Below are 15,557 nucleotides of genomic sequence, written 5' to 3'. Positions count from 1 at the left end.
TTGACTGACAACGACGGAAAAGGCATAAGATAAAGCGAAATATTATTAGCCATCCGGATGTCCAGACATAACATCGGGTTAGCGCTTGCGAAAAAAGGACAACATCATGAGCAACACCGACATCCGCGTCGTGCCCGGCCCGGCGAACTACTTCTCTCATTCCGGCAGCCTTGCGCAGCTGGATAACTTCTTTACCCCGGAACAGCTTTCCCGCGCGGTGTGGATTTACGGCGAGCGCGCAATAGAGGGCGCGCGCCCGTTCCTGCCGGAGAGTTTTAACGCACCTGGAGCGAAGCACCTGCTGTTTAAAGGCCACTGCAGCGAGCGTGACGTCACCCATCTGGTGAATGAATCCGGCAGCGATGCCAGCGTGGTGATTGGCGTCGGCGGCGGCGCGGTGATGGATACCGTCAAGGCCGTGGCGCGCCGCCTGGGGGTGCCGTTCGTGGGCATCCCCACCATCGCAGCCACCTGTGCGGCGTGGACCCCGCTCTCCGTCTGGTACAACGATGCCGGCCAGGCGCTGCAGTTTGAGATCTTCGACGACGCCAACTTCCTGGTACTGGTGGAGCCGCAGATCGTCCTCAATGCTCCGGCGGAATACCTGCTGGCGGGCATCGGCGATACGCTGGCGAAGTGGTACGAGGCGGTGGTATTGGCACCTGAGCCGGAAAACCTGCCGCTGACCGTGCGGCTGGGCATCAACGGCGCGCTGGCGATCCGCGACGTGCTGCTGGAGCACAGCGAGGAAGCGCTGACTGACCAGCAGCGCGGCAAACAAACCCAGGCGTTCAGGGATGTGGTGGATGCCATTATTGCCGGCGGCGGGATGGTCGGCGGCCTGGGCGAACGCTATACCCGCGTGGCGGCGGCGCATGCGGTCCACAACGGCTTAACCGTACTGCCACAGACGGAAAAATACCTGCACGGCACCAAGGTGGCCTACGGCATTCTGGTGCAGAGCGCCCTGCTCGGCCAGGACGACGTGCTGGCGCAGCTGGTGACGGCGTACCGGCGCTTCAACCTGCCGACCACGCTTCGCGAGCTGGACGTTGATATCAATAACCGCGACGAGCTGGATAAGGTTATCGCCCACACCCTGCGCCCGGTGGAGTCGATTCACTATCTGCCGGTTGCGTTAAGCCCCGACGTTCTGCGCGCCGCGTTTGAGAAAGTGGAATCCTTCAGCCGTTAATCTCGCCGACAGGCTATACCTAATGATGATTCTCACCACTCTCCTAACGAGGTCATCATGCAGATCGATTTAACAGGTAAAAAGGCGCTGGTTACCGGCGCCAGCCGCGGGCTGGGTCGGGCTATCGCGCTGTCGCTGGCGCGCGCCGGTGCCGACGTGGTTATTACGTATGAAAAATCTGCCGACAAAGCCCAGGCGGTTGCCGATGAAATTAAAGCGCTTGGGCGGCACGGCGAGGCGATTCAAGCTGACAGCGCCAGCGCGCAGGCGATTCAGGACGCCGTCACCCATGCGGCGCGTTCTCTTGGCGGGCTGGACATTCTGGTCAACAACGCCGGGATTGCGCGCGGCGGCCCGCTGGAATCGATGACGCTGGCGGACATCGACGCCCTTATCAACGTCAACATTCGCGGCGTGGTGATCGCCATTCAGGAAGCGCTTGTGCACATGTCTGACGGCGGACGCATCATTAATATCGGCAGCTGTCTGGCAAACCGCGTGGCGCAGCCGGGCATCGCCGTTTACTCGATGACCAAATCTGCACTGAACTCCCTTACCCGCGGGCTGGCGCGCGACCTGGGACCACGCGGTATTACCGTTAACCTGGTGCACCCCGGACCGACCAACAGCGATATGAACCCGGAGGACGGGGAACAGGCTGACTCTCAGCGTCAGCTTATTGCCCTGGGCCATTACGGCCAGCCGGAAGACGTCGCGGCAGCGGTTACCTTTCTTGCCAGCCCGGCTGCCGGTCAGATCTCCGGTACCGGTCTGGACGTGGACGGCGGTTTGAACGCCTGATCGCAAATTTCTACAAGCCTCTGTCGCCCGGCAGAGGCCTTTCCGAGCAGCCTCGACGGTTTGCGTTTTGCCTCTTACCTGCGTTTTTTCTCCGCTCTACAGTACCCCATAAGAAATTCGGAATTTATCTAATAGTCTTATTATTTCCTTATATTTTGTGTGGGCGTACAGTGGAGGTACGGATGAAGATCGTCTGGTCAAAAACAGCAGAGAAGCAATTTTCTAAAATCGATACGCGATATCAGAACCGCATTAAATTCAGGCTGGAGAAGATGGATGATAAAACATCACCTGTCGCGGATATCAAGAAATTATCTTCTCCCGAAAACCACTACAGGCTGCGATTAGGTGATTACAGGGTCATTTACACCTTCGGAGACCCGCCGGGTGACACCTGCTACGTAGTGGCGGTAAAACGCCGGACAACCACCACCTACCTTCATGAGGAGCATACGGAATATGACTATTCAGTTCATCAAGGATGAAGAAGGCAAAAAACAGTATGTTGTCATTCCCTACGATGAATATTTTCGCATGCGTTTAGCCATGCTTGAGTACGATGACGATGATGAAAACGACTGGGAAGACATCCCTTACGAATCAGACATCTACGATAACGTAGGTTTACCGGGTGAAGTATGCGACATCATGCATAACGAGAATGTCAGCCTGCAGGCCGCGTGGCGTATCCTGCGCGGGCTATCCCAGCAGGAGGTGGCGGAGAAACTTGGCATCAGCCAGTCCGCCGTGTCACAGCTGGAAGCGCTGGACTCCCGACCGCAAAAGCGCACCCGCGAAAAGCTCGCGGCGATCTACGGCTGTAAGCAGGAGCAGATCAGCCTCTATTTACCAAAAGAGGGTTAACAGCACTTCGCCCCGCCCTTGCCGCCGTAGCGGGCGTCCTGGCGGTCGCGGAAAAATTCTTCGTAGGTCATGGGCGTCTGGTCCGGATGGTTGACGCGCATATGCTCGACGTAGTTGTCGTAATCCGGCACGCCGATCATCATTTTAGCGGCCTGGCCCAGGTATTTACCTGCTTTGGAAAGGGTGTCGAACATAGTTCTGATCTCACAGGAAATGTAGGCCGGGTAAGGCGAAGCCGCCACCCGGCACACGGGTTAATGCGCCCCTTTCGCCTGGGTCACAATCTCTTCCAGGTTTTCAGGCATCGGCTCATACGGCGTCTCTTTCGCCGTCGGTTTGTCGACTTTCAACGCCGCCAGCGCGGTTTTCAGAGAATACAACGCCAGCACCACAACCACCACCATAAAGAAGATGGTCAGCCCGGCGTCCAGACGGTTGTTAAACACCAGCTGCGACAGCTGCGACTCGGTGTACTGGGCCGGGATCTTGCCGCTGTCGATCATCGCCTGGAACTTGTTGGCGATCGCCAGGAAACCCACCTTGTTGTCCGGGCTGAAGGCTTTCTGCCAGCCCGCCGTCAGGGTACAGATTAGCAGCCACGCGGTTGGCACCAGCGCCACCCACGCGTAACGCTGGCGCTTCATCTTGAACAGTACCACCGCGCAGAGCATCAGCGCCATGCCCGCCAGCATCTGGTTGGCGATACCGAACAGCGGCCACAGGGTGTTAATCCCGCCAAGCGGATCGACCACGCCCTGATGCAGGAAATAGCCCCACGCCAGCACGCACAGCGCCGTCGCCAGCAGGTTAGCCGGAAGCGAGTCGGTACGCTTCAGGTTCGGGGAGATTACCCCCAGCAGATCCTGCAGCATAAAGCGCGCCGCACGGGTTCCCGCATCTACCGCCGTCAGAATAAACAGCGCCTCAAACAGGATGGCGAAGTGATACCAGAATGACACGTCCATCAGCCCGCCCAGCGCGCCGTGGAGGATGTAGGCCATCCCCACCGCAAGCGTAGGTGCCCCTCCCGCACGGGAGATAATCGACTGCTCACCCACCTCGTTAGCGATATGCGTCAGCGTTTCCGGGGTAATTGCAAAGCCCCAGCCGCTCACCACCTGCGCGGCGGATGCCACCACATCAACGGTTCCGGCCGGGGCCAGTACCGCCATCGGGCTGTTCATCGCGAAGTAGACGCCCGGGTCGATAATGCAGGCGGAGACCAGCGCCATAATCGCGACGAAGGACTCCATCAGCATGCCGCCGTAGCCGATCAGGCAGGCCTGATTTTCATTCGCCAGCATCTTCGGCGTGGTGCCGGAGGCAATCAGCGCGTGGAAGCCGGACACTGCCCCGCAGGCGATGGTGATAAACAGGAACGGGAACAGGTTGCCGGTCCAGACCGGGCCGGTGCCGTCAATAAACTTGGTCAGCGCAGGCATGGTCAGAGTCGGGCGCATAATCAGAATGCCGATCGCCAGCCCGACGATGGTGCCGATTTTCAGGAAGGTAGAGAGGTAGTCACGCGGGGCCAGCAGCAGCCACACCGGCAGCACCGCCGCCACGAAGCCGTAGCCCACCAGCATCCAGGTCAGCTGTACGCCGGTAAAGTCGAAGAACGGCGCCCACGTTGGGCTTTCCGCCACCCAGCCGCCGGAGATAATCGCGAACACCAGGAACACCAGGCCAATCACGGACACTTCACCAATGCGGCCCGGGCGCAGGTAGCGTATGTAGATCCCCATAAACAGCGCCAGCGGAATGGTGAAGGCGACGGTATATGTCCCCCACGGGCTGTGGGTCAACGCTTTCACCACGATCATCGCCAGCACCGCGAGGATAATCACCATGATCATAAAGGTCGCCACCAGCGCAATCACCCCGGCGGTTGCCCCCATCTCCTCTTTCACAAGCTCGCCCAGAGAACGGCCGTCACGGCGGGTGGAGACAAACAGCACCATAAAGTCCTGCACCGCGCCCGCCAGCACCACGCCCGCGAGGATCCAGATCATCCCCGGCAGGTAGCCCATCTGCGCCGCCAGCACCGGCCCCACCAGCGGGCCCGCCCCGGCAATCGCCGCAAAATGGTGACCGAACAGCACTTTTTTGTCGGTCGGCACGTAGTCCAGGCCATCGTTGTGGCGAACGGCAGGCGTCATGCGCGTCGCGTCAACGCCCAGTACGTTCTTCGCGATATAGCGGCCATAAAAACGGTACGCGATCAGATAAATGCAGACGGAGGCGACCACGATCCAGAGCGCATTGATCTGTTCCCCCCGGTTGAGGGCGATATAGCCCAGGGCAAAGGCTCCCACAACGGAGAGCCCTGCCCACATAAGGTATTTCCCTGAGTTGTTCATAGTTGTTGTCCGTTGTTGTGAAACAGTGAGATGTTACATTTTGTTTCTAGAACAACGGATAAAATTTAACAACTTTGAAACGCAATAATGCGTGGTCAAACCAGAGATTTACACCACAGTGTTAAGCCGATCACTTTCAGCTGAATGGCTTAGCCCAACACCATCGTACTCAACCGACACGTACAGCACCGCCGCCCCTGCTCGTCGAATACCACGATCTCCCAGCTCTGGCTCGAACGCCCCAGATGCAGCGGCTGACACACGCCGCGCACCTTACCGTGAGAGACCGCGCGATGGTGCGTGGCGTTCAGCTCCGTCCCCACCACGCTCTGCCCGTCGCGGGTCATCAGAAAACCGGCCATTGAGCCGAGCGTTTCCGCCAGCGCCGCCGACGCCCCGCCGTGCAGCAGGCCAAACGGCTGATGGGTGCGCGCATCCACCGGCATCTCCGCTTCCAGCGTGTCGTCCCCAAGGCGGGTATAAGCAATGCCCAGGTGCGCCACCAGAGTGTTCACGCTGGTGGCGTTCAGTTCTTCAAGCGATAAATGACGTTTCCAGATCATCACGCCCCCAGCGTGGAGCCGCCGTCCACCACAATATCCTGCAGGGTAATATGGCTGGCAGAATCGGATGCAAGAAACAGAACCGTGCTGGCAATCTCCCGCGGAAGGGCAATTTTGCCGAGCGGAATACCGAGCTTAAACTGCTCGCCAAAGCCGCGAATGCGCTGCTGTTCTGCGTCGTCACTTTTCCACAGGGTGCGCTGCATGTCGGTGTCCGTTGAGCCGGGCGACACCAGGTTACAGCGCACGCCGCTGCCCGCAAGCTCCAGCCCGACGGTCAGCGCCAGGCTTTTCAGCGCCGCCTTCGACGCACCGTAGGCGCTCATGCCGATGCGCGGCGTGTGCGCCGCGTCGGACGCCACGGTGACGATCGCCCCGCCCTGCTGACGGCGGAACTGGCCCATCGTCTGGTGGAAGAGGTTAAACGCGCCGCCGACGTTGACCGCGAAGGTCTGCTGCCAGTCCGCCAGCGAGAGCTCGTCCGTCGCCCCCATGCGCAGAATGCCCGCCGCGTTAACCAGCACGTCAAGGCGTTCAAGCGACGCCAGCGCGCGCCCGCAGACCTCGCCCACCTGCGCGGCATCCGCCACGTCCAGCGTCTCGGTGGTAAACGGGTAATCATTCTGAGGAAAGGCCAGATCGAACCCGGTCACCTGCGCGCCCGCTTCTACAAACGCCAGCGCGCTCGCATAGCCAATCCCCTTCCCCGCACCCGTTACCCAGACGGTTTTGCCGGTAAAATCAAACCCCATCACTTCACCTCGCGGGAGAGCAGCGTCCACCAGGCGTCGATTGTTGGATTTTTTGCCAGCATCACGAAGTCTATATCACCGTGCACCTTGCGCCAGCGGGCGGCCAGCGCCATCATGCGCACCGAGTCCAGGCCGTAGTCGATCAGGTTTTCGTCATCCATCGGCTCGTCGGACTCGTCCAGCAGCGGCAAAACAAGCTCGCGCAGCGCGGCTTTGGTCGCCGGAACGGACGGCAGCAATTCGTCGGTCATCACCACGCGACCCGAGCGTCCGGCCACGTAGTTGAGCGACATCAGGTGCTCGTCGCGGGTGAAATCCGCCAGCGCGTCGGCAATAAAGAACGGTTTAATGTCGCGCATAAAGGCATCGGTGGCGGTGGTCATGCAGCCGATGTGCGCGTACACGCCGGTAATCAGCAGCTGGTTGCGGCCGGTCTCTTTCAGCATCTGCTCCAGCGGCGAGCGGTGGAAGGCGCTGTAGCGCCACTTCACCAGCACCGTGTCCGCTTCGTCCGGCGTAAGCTCAGCGACGATGCGCTGCTGCTCCGGCGAACGGGTCAGGCCCGGCCCCCACATATCGTTAAGCAGGGCGCGGTCTTCATCGCTCTGCTCTTTCGGCTGCGCGGTGTAGTACACCGGAATGTTGTGTTCTTTGCAGTACGTGCGCAGTCGGGCGATATTCGCCACCACCTGCTGCATCATGTCGCTATTTTCGCCCCAGAAGTTCAGGAAATACTCCTGCATATCGTGGATCAACAGCGCGGCGCGCTCCGGCTCAAACGCCCAGTTCACCTTGTTGGTCGGCAATTCTGCGGCGGTCGGCAGCGCGTAAGCGGTTAATTTTGGAATGGCCATACTCTGTTCCTCAGCCCCGGGCGCGTTCAGCAAGCCACAGGCGCAACTGTTTCTTATCGACTTTGCCGACCGGCGTTAACGGGAGCGCATCCACGCTCTCCACGCGGTCCGGCAGCTTGAATTCGGCAACGCCCTGCTCGCGCAGGAAGCGGCGCACCTCGACCGCGCGCAGGGGCTGTTTCACCACCAGATACGCGCAGCTTTTTTCGCCCAGCAGGCTGTCCTCCATGCTCACCAGCGCGGCGTGGATCACCGCCTCGTGGCGCAGCAGCAGGTTTTCGATCTCTTCGGCGGCGATCTTCTCCCCACCGCGGTTGATCTGATCCTTCTCGCGCCCCTGCACGGTGATGTAGCCCTGCTCGTCGATGGCGATCAGATCGCCGGAGCAGTAAAAACCGTTGGCATCGAAGGCGCTGGCGTTGTGTTCCGGGCTGTTGAAATAGCCGCGGAAGGTATACGGCCCGCGCGTCATCAGACGCCCGACCTCCCCGCGCGGCAGCGGGTTGCCGTGCTCGTCCGCCACCCACACCTCGTCATCAGGACACATCGGGCGGCCCTGAGTGTTGATGATGCGCTCCGGCGCGTCGTCGAGCGCGGTGTAGTTCACCAGCCCTTCCGCCATGCCGAAGACCTGCTGAAGCTGACAGCCGATTTCCGCCGGAATACGCGCCGCGAGCGTGGCGGAGAGGCGCGCGCCGCCCACCTGGAGCAGCCTGAGAGAATTAAGCTGCGCGTTGCCCGCGCCGTCGGCAATCGCCTGTAGCCAGAGGCTCACCGCCGGAGGGACCAGCGAGGTGACGTTGATCTGATGCTGCTCAATCAGCGGGAAGCAGAGCGTGGCGCTCGGATCGTTCGCCAGCACCACGCAGCCGCCCGCCGTGAAAACGCCCAACGATCCTGGCGAACTCATGGCGTAGTTGTGCGCCGCGGGAAGCGCATTCAGGTAGCGGGTGTGCGCAGTGATGCCGCAGATTTCGTTGCTGCGGCGAATGCTGTAGTCGTAGTCGTTGTGCGTACGCGGGATCAGCTTCGGCGTGCCGGTGCTGCCGCCGGAGAGCTGGAAGAAGGCCACCTCGTCGGCGGGCGTCGGGTTAGGGATAAAGTTGTCCGCCGGGCGGGCAAGCGCCGTTTCCAGGGCGTGTTCACCCTTATCGCCGCGCAGCAGCACGACGCGTACCGAGCGGTGCGCATCCACGAAGGTATTGAGAAACTCATCGCCCGCAAACAGCGCGTGGTCGCGATCGGCAATCAGCACGGCGGGTTTGATCTGCTCCGCGTAGGCGTTCAGCTCGCTGCGCTGATGGCTAAAGAGCGCATTCACCGGCGCGACGCCGATTTGCAGCAGCGCGAAGAAGGTGATGTAAAACTCGGCCACGTTGCCGAGCTGCACCAGCGCGGTCTCGCCGCGGTGCAGCCCCTGCGCCTGGAGGGCGGACGCGAGGTTATTCACCGCCTGATGAAACGCGCGGTAGGTGATGCGCCGCTCGCCGTCGATAATCGCCACCGCATCGCTGTCCGCATGGTCCGTCAGGATGTGGGTCAGAGGCCGATCCTGCCAGTAGCCTTTTTCACGGTAGCGGCGGGCAAACTCCTCAGGCCAGCGGGTAAAGGGAATGGTCATGAGCGTTCCTTAGTGCAGGCCAAACACGTTGAGCATGGTGGAGAGCTTCACGCCCGTTTCGCGCCACTCGCCCACCGGCGAGGAGGCAGGCACAATGCCCGCACCGGCAAACAGACGAACGGTATTTTCGCGAAGACGCGCGCAGCGGATGGTCACCACCCACTCGCCGTTGCCTTCGCTGTCGCACCAGCCGACGATGCCGCCGAACAGCTCGCGGTCGAACGGCTCCAGCTCGGCAATCAGCTCTTTCGCCGCCTGATGCGGGAAGCCGCTTAGGGCTGGCGTCGGGTGCAGCAGGCAGGCCAGCGTCAGAGCGTTTTCGTTTTCGCGCGCGTCACCTTCAACCGGCGTCGCCAGGTGCCACAGCGTCGGCGTGGTGATGAGCTGCGGCGAAGACGGCATGCTCAGGTGATGGCTGCGCGGCGCCAGAATGGCCTTCATCGCCTGGGTTACCAGGTCGTGCTCGTGGCGGTCCTTTTCGGAGGCCAGCAGCTTGTTGCCCGCTTCGCGATCTAATACGTCGTCCGGCTGACGGCGCGCGGAGCCTGCCAGCGGCAGCGAGCTAAAGTGCCTGCCCTCTTTGCGCAGCAGCAGTTCCGGGCTGGCGCCGAGCAGCACGCCGCCGTCTTCCAGCGGCACGTGGAAGTTAAAGCTCGCCGGGTTCTGGGCGATCAGGCGCTCCATCAGCGCGCCGCTGTCCATGTTTTTGTCGGTCGCGATATCAATCAGGCGCGACAGCACTACCTTGTTCACCTGCGGCGTGGCGGTGAGCGATGCGGCGCGAGCGACCATCTCTTCGAACACGGGCTGCGGCGGGATCTCGGTGCGTTGTTCAACCTTCAGCGCCTGCGAGCCGGAAAAATAGCGTGCGGACTGCTGACGCGCGGGACGGGAAAACGCCTCCCAGCGTTGCGGAATAAACAGCGACGACGGCTTGCGGGTATCGAACGGGATGGCCCCTACCATGACGGGATGGGCGATGCCGCTGGCTTTCGCATCCCGGAAAGCCTGGGCTAATTTCTGCTGGAACTGCCCCGCCGGATCGTCGCCACCAACGGCAGGTTCAGCGAAGCGGGCAAAACAGCCTGAGGTGGTAAAACTGCGGTAAGGCGACATAAAGAAAAAGCTGTCTGATTGCAGCGTGGTCGCGGTGTGCTGAACTTCCTCAGCCAGGGACGTGTCCATATCATCCTCCTCAAAATGATAAAAGAAGCAATAATGATTATCATTTATATTTTCGTCGGCTAACCTAATCCCACAGCGCCCCGCTGTCAACCGTCCGGCAATAACTTGTGTGACAAACGCTTGCATCCCTTCCCTGCAAACATGAAAATGAGAAGCATTATCTTCAACAAAAACAGGATGCTGCTCAGTGAAACTCCCTGCCGTTTGCCGCAATGCCCTTCTTTTAACAGGACTTTTTGTTTTAGGACTAACCTCAGCCGTCGCCGCCGACTGGCCGCGTGAGGTCACCGACAGCCGCGGCGTGCATACGCTTGAGAGCAAACCGACGCGCATTGTCTCCACCAGCGTGACCTTAACCGGCTCCCTGCTGGCGATTGACGCACCGGTCATTGCCAGCGGCGCAACCACGCCCAACAACCGCGTGGCGGATGCGCAGGGTTTTCTGCGCCAGTGGGGTGATATTGCGAAACAGCGTAAGGTTGCGCGGCTGTACATCGGCGAGCCGAGCGCCGAAGCGGTCGCCGCGCAAATGCCGGACCTGATTTTGATCAGCGCCACCGGTGGGGATTCCGCGCTGGCGCTGTACGACCAGCTCTCCGCCATAGCCCCGACGCTTATCATTAACTACGACGACAAGAGCTGGCAGGAACTGCTGACGCAGCTCGGTACCCTCACCGGGCACGAAAAACAGGCCGCTGAACGCATCGCAGCTTTCGATAAACAGCTCGCGCAGGTGAAACAGCAGATGAAGCTGCCGCCGCAGCCGGTGAACGCCATCGTCTACACCGCTGCCGCGCACAGCGCCAATCTGTGGACCGCGGAATCCGCGCAGGGCAAGCTGCTGCACCAGCTGGGCTTTACGCTGGCGGACCTGCCCGCCGGGCTGCACACCTCGCAAAGCCAGGGCAAGCGCCACGACATTATTCAGCTGGGCGGGGAAAACCTGGCGACGGGGCTGAACGGTGAAGGACTGTTTGTGTTTGCGGGCGACCAGAAAGACGTGGATGCGATTTACGCCAACCCGCTGCTGGCACATCTGCCGTCGGTGAAGAACAAACGCGTCTGGGCGCTGGGAACGGAGACGTTCCGTCTGGATTATTACAGCGCGATGCTGGTGTTGCAGCGTTTGAATTCAATTTTTAAATAAGAAGCACGTTTACCGTAGGCCCGGTAAGCGCAGCGCCACCGGGCGTTTTGTCGGGTGGCGGCTACGCCTTACCCGACCTACAGGTTCTGCCTGAACCGACGCAACTCCACCAAAACCGCCAATAAAATTACGCCAACAACGGCTAACACAAACCCGCTGCTGCTCGCCGACGCCACCGGGGTCATTATCGCCCCCAGCCCGCCGAGGATCGCCGCGCCGATCGCATCGCCCGTCACGTTCTGCGCGGTCCACAGACCATTAATGCGACCAAGCATCCCTTCCGGCGTCTGGGTCTGGATCAGCGTGTACTGCAAAAGCGAGCTGATGGCGCTCAGCCAGCCGAAAATCACCAGGCACAACACGCCCAGCGCCCACACCGGCATCAGGCTGAAGAAGCCAATGGCAATAAACGAGGCCAGCGTGGCAAGCAGCATAATCAGCCCCGGACGCGCGCTCTGCGCCAGGTTGCCGCTGGTCAGCGCCCCGCACGCCGCGCCGAGCGGAATGGCCGCGTACAGCACGCCAATTTCCGAGGCGCTCATCTGCCACTCGCCCGCCAGCGCCGGGTAGAGCACACGCACGGCGCTCGCCATGGTCAGCAGGCCGCCGAGCAGCGCAATGCCGCCAATCAGCGGGTTGCTGAACAGGAAACGAATTGCAGCCGTCAGCGATTTCAGCGGATGCTCGCGCGGCTGCGGCGGAGGCGGCAGGAGCGGCAGGCGCAGCAGCGTCAGGGTGGTGATAAAGGTCCCCGCCGCCGCCAGCCCGTAGTTCCACGCCACGTTGCCGGTCGCCAGCAGCAGCCCGCCCACCATCGGCGAAATCACCGACCCGAGGCGCACGGTGAGCATGGTGATCGCCCCCGCCTGCATCAGGTTTTCTCGCCCGACCAGCGCGGGCGTCGCCGCCAGCAGCGCCGTCACGCCCAGCGAGGCGAAGAAACCGTCCCACAGGCCAAGCGCGTAAATGGCAATCAGCGACGGCTCCGGCAGCAAGGCGTTCAGACACAGCCCGATAAAGCCCACGCCGCAGGTGCCGCGCGCCAGCAGGATCAGCTTCTTACGTTCGTAGCGGTCCGCCAGCACGCCGCCGACCATCAGGCCGATAAACATCGCCCCGCCGGTTAAGGTGACGGATAACCCGACCAGCCAGCTGGAGTGCGTCATGGTCTGGATCTGTACCGGCACGGCCACGCCGAGCAGGCCGAGGGACAAAATGGAGATAAAGCGAGCGATAAACACGGCGCGATACGCCGGGTGCGTTTTCAACAGGCTGAGGTTGAGCAGCCAGGATTTTTGATTCATGACAAAGCCTTGAGTCTATTTCTACCCATTCCATGGGCGCACATGCTAACATAGCCAAATAAGATAGATAACGATAATCACTATCATTATCAAATCATGGATGTTGCTATGTCGTTTTCCTCTTCTGCGGTGCGCGCCGTTGCCGTGCCCGCTTTATTGCTGCTTTTGAGCCTTGCGATTGCACTCAGCCTGCTGGTCGGCGCAAAGCCGCTGCCCGCGTCCGTTATTGTTGATGCGCTCTCCGGTACCTGTCAGAGCGCGGACTGCGTCATCGTGCTCGACGCCCGCCTGCCCCGCACCCTTGCCGGACTGCTGGCCGGTGGCGCGCTTGGCCTTGCCGGAGCCCTGATGCAAACCCTCACCCGGAACCCGCTGGCGGACCCCGGCATTCTCGGCGTTAACGCCGGCGCCAGCTTTGCCATTGTGCTCGGCGCAGCGCTGTTCGGGTTGACGTCGCCCTCCGAACAGCTGGCGATGGCGTTCTGCGGCGCGCTGGCCGCCTCGCTGGTGGTGGCGTTTACCGGCAGCCAGGGCGGCGGCCAGCTAAGTCCGGTACGCCTGACGCTTGCGGGCGTCGCGCTCGCGGCGGTGCTGGAGGGCTTGTCCAACGGCATCGCCCTGCTGAACCCGGACGTTTACGACCAGCTGCGCTTCTGGCAGGCCGGTTCACTGGATATCCGCACCCTTGAAACCCTAAAAGTGGTGGCGATCCCGGTGATTCTCGCTGCCGCCGTGGCGCTGTTTTTAAGCCGGGCGCTCAACAGCCTGAGCCTCGGCAGCGACACCGCGACCGCCCTCGGCAACCGCGTGGCGCGCACGCAGTTGATTGGTCTGCTCGCTATCACCGTACTCTGCGGCAGCGCGACCGCCGTGGTTGGCCCGATCGCCTTTATTGGCCTGATGATGCCGCACATGGCGCGCTGGCTGGTGGGGGCGGATCACCGCTGGTCGCTGCCGGTGACGCTGCTGGCCACCCCTGCCCTGCTGCTGTTTGCCGACGTGCTGGGCCGCCTGCTGGTGCCCGGCGAGCTTCGCGTCTCGGTGGTCAGCGCCTTTATCGGCGCACCGGTGCTAATCTTCCTGGTACGACGCAGACGAGGAGGTGGCGCATGATGGCTCCGTCCCGTCGTTTACTCACCAGCGTCTCGCTGCTGCTTTTCGCCATTCTGCTGCTGGCAGTCTGGAGCCTGCGCAGCGGCGCGGTGACGCTCGATTTTACGCAGGTCTTTAACGCCCTGCTCGGCAGCGCGCCGCGCAACATCACTATGGTGGTGACGGAGTGGCGACTGCCGCGCGTGGCGATGGCGATTCTGGTGGGCGCGGCGCTCGGCGTGAGCGGCGCGATATTTCAGTCGCTGATGCGCAACCCGCTCGGCAGCCCGGATGTGATGGGCCTCAACACCGGGGCCTGGAGCGGCGTGCTGGTGGCGATGGTCTTGTTCGGCCAGCACCTGACGGCGATCACCTTTACGGCGATGGCGGGCGGCATTCTCACCTCCCTGCTTATCTGGGCCCTGGCCTGGCGCAACGGCATCGACACCTTCCGCCTGATCATCATCGGGATTGGCATCCGCGCCATGCTGATGGCCTTTAACACCTGGCTTTTGCTGCAGGCCTCGCTGGAAACCGCGCTCTCCGCCGGACTGTGGTATGCAGGCTCTCTCAACGGCCTGACGTGGGGCAAAACCTGGCCCGCCGCGCCGCTGATTGTGCTGATGTTTATTGGCGCGCTGCTGCTGGTGCGGCGTATGCGCCTGCTGGAGATGGGCGATGACAGCGCCTGCGCGCTGGGCGTGGGCGTCGAGCGCTCGCGCCTGATGCTGATGCTGGTCGCCGTACTGCTGACCGCCGCCTCTACCGCCATCGCCGGGCCGATCTCGTTTATCGCCCTCGTGGCCCCGCACATCGCGCGGCGTCTTAGCGGGACGGCGCGCTGGGGATTAACTCAGGCGGCACTGTGCGGCGCGCTGCTGCTGCTGGCCGCCGATCTCTGCGCCCAGCAACTGTTTATGCCTTATCAACTGCCGGTGGGCGTGGTAACCGTCAGCCTTGGCGGGATTTACCTCATCGTCTTGCTCGTTCAGGAGTCACGCAAGAAATGACAGATTCAACCACCCGCTTGCGCGGCGAAAACTTGACCCTCAGCTACGGCAAAAAAATCATTGCCCGTGACCTATCCGTTGCCATTCCGGACGGCCACTTCACGGCGATTATCGGGCCGAACGGCTGCGGTAAATCGACACTGCTGCGCACGCTGAGCCGCCTGATGACGCCAACTGAGGGCAGCGTATTCCTCGACGGGGAGCAGATCCAGCGCTTCGCCAGCAAAGAGGTGGCCAGGCGCATCGGTCAGCTCGCGCAGAATGCCACCACGCCGGGAGATATCACGGTGCAGGAGCTGGTCTCGCGCGGACGCTATCCGCACCAGCCGCTGTTTACCCGCTGGCGCAAAGAGGACGACGAAGCGGTGAACCGCGCGATGCAGGCGACCGGGATTACGGATCTCGCGCAGCAAAGCGTGGATACTCTCTCCGGCGGACAGCGCCAGCGGGCGTGGATCGCGATGGTGCTGGCGCAGGAAACCTCGATTATGCTGCTGGACGAGCCGACGACCTGGCTCGATATCAGCCATCAGATCGATCTGCTGGAGCTGCTGAGCGAGCTGAACCGCACGCAGGGTTACACCCTGGCGGCGGTGCTGCACGACTTAAACCAGGCGTGCCGCTACGCCACGCATCTGATTGCCTTGCGAGACGGCGAGATTGTGGCGCAGGGCGCGCCGAAGGAGATTGTGACGCCGGAGCTGATCGCGCGGATCTACGGCATGCGCAGCATGATTATTGACGATCCGGTGGCGGGCACGCCGCTGGTGGTGCCGTTGGGTCGGCAGTAATTGCCGGGTGGCGGCTAC

At 61.7% G+C, this 15,557-nt stretch carries 16 protein-coding genes; 8 read left to right on the top strand and 8 right to left on the bottom strand.

Annotated features, from left to right (window positions below; genetic code table 11):
• Positions 1–106: 106 nt before the first annotated feature.
• From MX657_RS06250 to MX657_RS06235, 4 genes are all read left to right on the top strand, one after another.
• Positions 107–1,195, top strand: a complete 1,089-nt coding sequence (locus tag MX657_RS06250; protein ID WP_346807721.1) for an oxidoreductase — start codon at positions 107–109, stop codon at positions 1,193–1,195.
• A 57-nt stretch (positions 1,196–1,252) separates the two neighbouring features.
• Entirely contained in the window at positions 1,253–1,996 is a 744-nt protein-coding gene (locus MX657_RS06245) for an SDR family NAD(P)-dependent oxidoreductase (protein ID WP_028012303.1), read from the top strand.
• 182 nt (positions 1,997–2,178) lie between these two features.
• Entirely contained in the window at positions 2,179–2,481 is a 303-nt protein-coding gene (locus tag MX657_RS06240; RefSeq protein ID WP_017899060.1) for a type II toxin-antitoxin system RelE family toxin, read from the top strand.
• The gene (locus MX657_RS06235; RefSeq protein WP_080327934.1) at positions 2,456–2,860 is read left to right on the top strand and encodes a helix-turn-helix domain-containing protein; all 405 of its coding nucleotides are present in this window, start codon (positions 2,456–2,458) and stop codon (positions 2,858–2,860) included. The genes MX657_RS06240 and MX657_RS06235 overlap by 26 nt, the downstream gene beginning before the upstream one ends.
• Here MX657_RS06235 and MX657_RS06230 read toward each other — a convergent pair.
• The 7 genes from MX657_RS06230 to entC all read right to left on the bottom strand — a co-directional run bounded on the left by MX657_RS06230 (position 2,857) and on the right by entC (position 10,195).
• The gene (locus MX657_RS06230; protein WP_006809671.1) at positions 2,857–3,054 is read right to left on the bottom strand and encodes a YbdD/YjiX family protein; all 198 of its coding nucleotides are present in this window, start codon (positions 3,052–3,054) and stop codon (positions 2,857–2,859) included. The genes MX657_RS06235 and MX657_RS06230 overlap by 4 nt on opposite strands.
• Positions 3,055–3,114: 60 nt before the next feature.
• On the bottom strand, positions 3,115–5,220 hold the full coding sequence (gene cstA, locus MX657_RS06225; protein WP_080327935.1) for a pyruvate/proton symporter CstA: 2,106 nt from the start codon (positions 5,218–5,220) through the stop codon (positions 3,115–3,117).
• Between the two features lie 149 nt (positions 5,221–5,369).
• Positions 5,370–5,783, bottom strand: coding sequence for a proofreading thioesterase EntH (gene entH, locus MX657_RS06220; RefSeq protein ID WP_346807717.1), 414 nt, complete (start codon positions 5,781–5,783; stop codon positions 5,370–5,372).
• Positions 5,783–6,535 (bottom strand): 2,3-dihydro-2,3-dihydroxybenzoate dehydrogenase EntA, encoded by a 753-nt coding sequence (gene entA / locus MX657_RS06215; RefSeq protein ID WP_429844653.1) that lies wholly within the window; start codon positions 6,533–6,535, stop codon positions 5,783–5,785. Before entA ends, entH begins: the two co-directional genes overlap by 1 nt.
• Positions 6,535–7,389: an isochorismatase gene (locus MX657_RS06210; protein WP_080327937.1), complete on the bottom strand. Its 855-nt coding sequence runs from the start codon at positions 7,387–7,389 to the stop codon at positions 6,535–6,537. The genes entA and MX657_RS06210 overlap by 1 nt, the downstream gene beginning before the upstream one ends.
• Before the next feature lie 10 nt (positions 7,390–7,399).
• Positions 7,400–9,010: a (2,3-dihydroxybenzoyl)adenylate synthase EntE gene (gene entE / locus MX657_RS06205; RefSeq protein WP_346807715.1), complete on the bottom strand. Its 1,611-nt coding sequence runs from the start codon at positions 9,008–9,010 to the stop codon at positions 7,400–7,402.
• A 9-nt stretch (positions 9,011–9,019) separates the two neighbouring features.
• Complete coding sequence (entC, locus tag MX657_RS06200; protein ID WP_346807714.1) at positions 9,020–10,195, bottom strand: isochorismate synthase EntC; 1,176 nt, start codon at positions 10,193–10,195, stop codon at positions 9,020–9,022.
• Between the two features lie 187 nt (positions 10,196–10,382).
• Between entC and fepB the strand changes: the two genes are divergently transcribed.
• Positions 10,383–11,342: a Fe2+-enterobactin ABC transporter substrate-binding protein gene (fepB, locus tag MX657_RS06195; RefSeq protein ID WP_119915136.1), complete on the top strand. Its 960-nt coding sequence runs from the start codon at positions 10,383–10,385 to the stop codon at positions 11,340–11,342.
• 77 nt (positions 11,343–11,419) lie between these two features.
• On the opposite strand, the gene entS is transcribed toward fepB, so the two are convergent.
• The gene (gene entS, locus MX657_RS06190) at positions 11,420–12,646 is read right to left on the bottom strand and encodes an enterobactin transporter EntS (RefSeq protein WP_346807712.1); all 1,227 of its coding nucleotides are present in this window, start codon (positions 12,644–12,646) and stop codon (positions 11,420–11,422) included.
• Positions 12,647–12,754: 108 nt separating this feature from the next.
• Between entS and fepD the strand changes: the two genes are divergently transcribed.
• From fepD to fepC, 3 genes are read left to right on the top strand one after another with little or no spacing between them, the layout of a single operon-like run.
• Complete coding sequence (fepD, locus tag MX657_RS06185) at positions 12,755–13,759, top strand: Fe(3+)-siderophore ABC transporter permease (protein WP_346807710.1); 1,005 nt, start codon at positions 12,755–12,757, stop codon at positions 13,757–13,759.
• Entirely contained in the window at positions 13,759–14,748 is a 990-nt protein-coding gene (gene fepG / locus MX657_RS06180) for an iron-enterobactin ABC transporter permease (protein ID WP_218729073.1), read from the top strand. The genes fepD and fepG overlap by 1 nt, the downstream gene beginning before the upstream one ends.
• Positions 14,745–15,539, top strand: coding sequence for an iron-enterobactin ABC transporter ATP-binding protein (fepC, locus tag MX657_RS06175; protein ID WP_346807708.1), 795 nt, complete (start codon positions 14,745–14,747; stop codon positions 15,537–15,539). Before fepG ends, fepC begins: the two co-directional genes overlap by 4 nt.
• The last annotated feature ends 18 nt before the right edge of the window (positions 15,540–15,557 follow it).

The organism is Enterobacter chuandaensis, assembly GCF_039718975.1.
Lineage (GTDB): Bacteria > Pseudomonadota > Gammaproteobacteria > Enterobacterales > Enterobacteriaceae > Enterobacter > Enterobacter chuandaensis.
Note: the sequence above shows the minus strand (reverse complement) of the source record. Positions and strands in the feature narration are given on the sequence as shown.

Coding starts and splice junctions, on each gene's coding strand:
- MX657_RS06230 (WP_006809671.1), bottom strand. CDS start 3,054: ATGTTCGACACCCTTTCCAAAGCAGGTAAATACCTGGGCCAGGCCGCT.
- entA (WP_429844653.1), bottom strand. CDS start 6,535: ATGGGGTTTGATTTTACCGGCAAAACCGTCTGGGTAACGGGTGCGGGG.
- fepG (WP_218729073.1), top strand. CDS start 13,759: ATGGCTCCGTCCCGTCGTTTACTCACCAGCGTCTCGCTGCTGCTTTTC.
- MX657_RS06240 (WP_017899060.1), top strand. CDS start 2,179: ATGAAGATCGTCTGGTCAAAAACAGCAGAGAAGCAATTTTCTAAAATC.
- entC (WP_346807714.1), bottom strand. CDS start 10,195: ATGGACACGTCCCTGGCTGAGGAAGTTCAGCACACCGCGACCACGCTG.
- MX657_RS06210 (WP_080327937.1), bottom strand. CDS start 7,389: ATGGCCATTCCAAAATTAACCGCTTACGCGCTGCCGACCGCCGCAGAA.
- entH (WP_346807717.1), bottom strand. CDS start 5,783: ATGATCTGGAAACGTCATTTATCGCTTGAAGAACTGAACGCCACCAGC.
- fepC (WP_346807708.1), top strand. CDS start 14,745: ATGACAGATTCAACCACCCGCTTGCGCGGCGAAAACTTGACCCTCAGC.
- MX657_RS06250 (WP_346807721.1), top strand. CDS start 107: ATGAGCAACACCGACATCCGCGTCGTGCCCGGCCCGGCGAACTACTTC.
- MX657_RS06245 (WP_028012303.1), top strand. CDS start 1,253: ATGCAGATCGATTTAACAGGTAAAAAGGCGCTGGTTACCGGCGCCAGC.
- fepD (WP_346807710.1), top strand. CDS start 12,755: ATGTCGTTTTCCTCTTCTGCGGTGCGCGCCGTTGCCGTGCCCGCTTTA.
- MX657_RS06235 (WP_080327934.1), top strand. CDS start 2,456: ATGACTATTCAGTTCATCAAGGATGAAGAAGGCAAAAAACAGTATGTT.
- entS (WP_346807712.1), bottom strand. CDS start 12,646: ATGAATCAAAAATCCTGGCTGCTCAACCTCAGCCTGTTGAAAACGCAC.
- cstA (WP_080327935.1), bottom strand. CDS start 5,220: ATGAACAACTCAGGGAAATACCTTATGTGGGCAGGGCTCTCCGTTGTG.
- entE (WP_346807715.1), bottom strand. CDS start 9,010: ATGACCATTCCCTTTACCCGCTGGCCTGAGGAGTTTGCCCGCCGCTAC.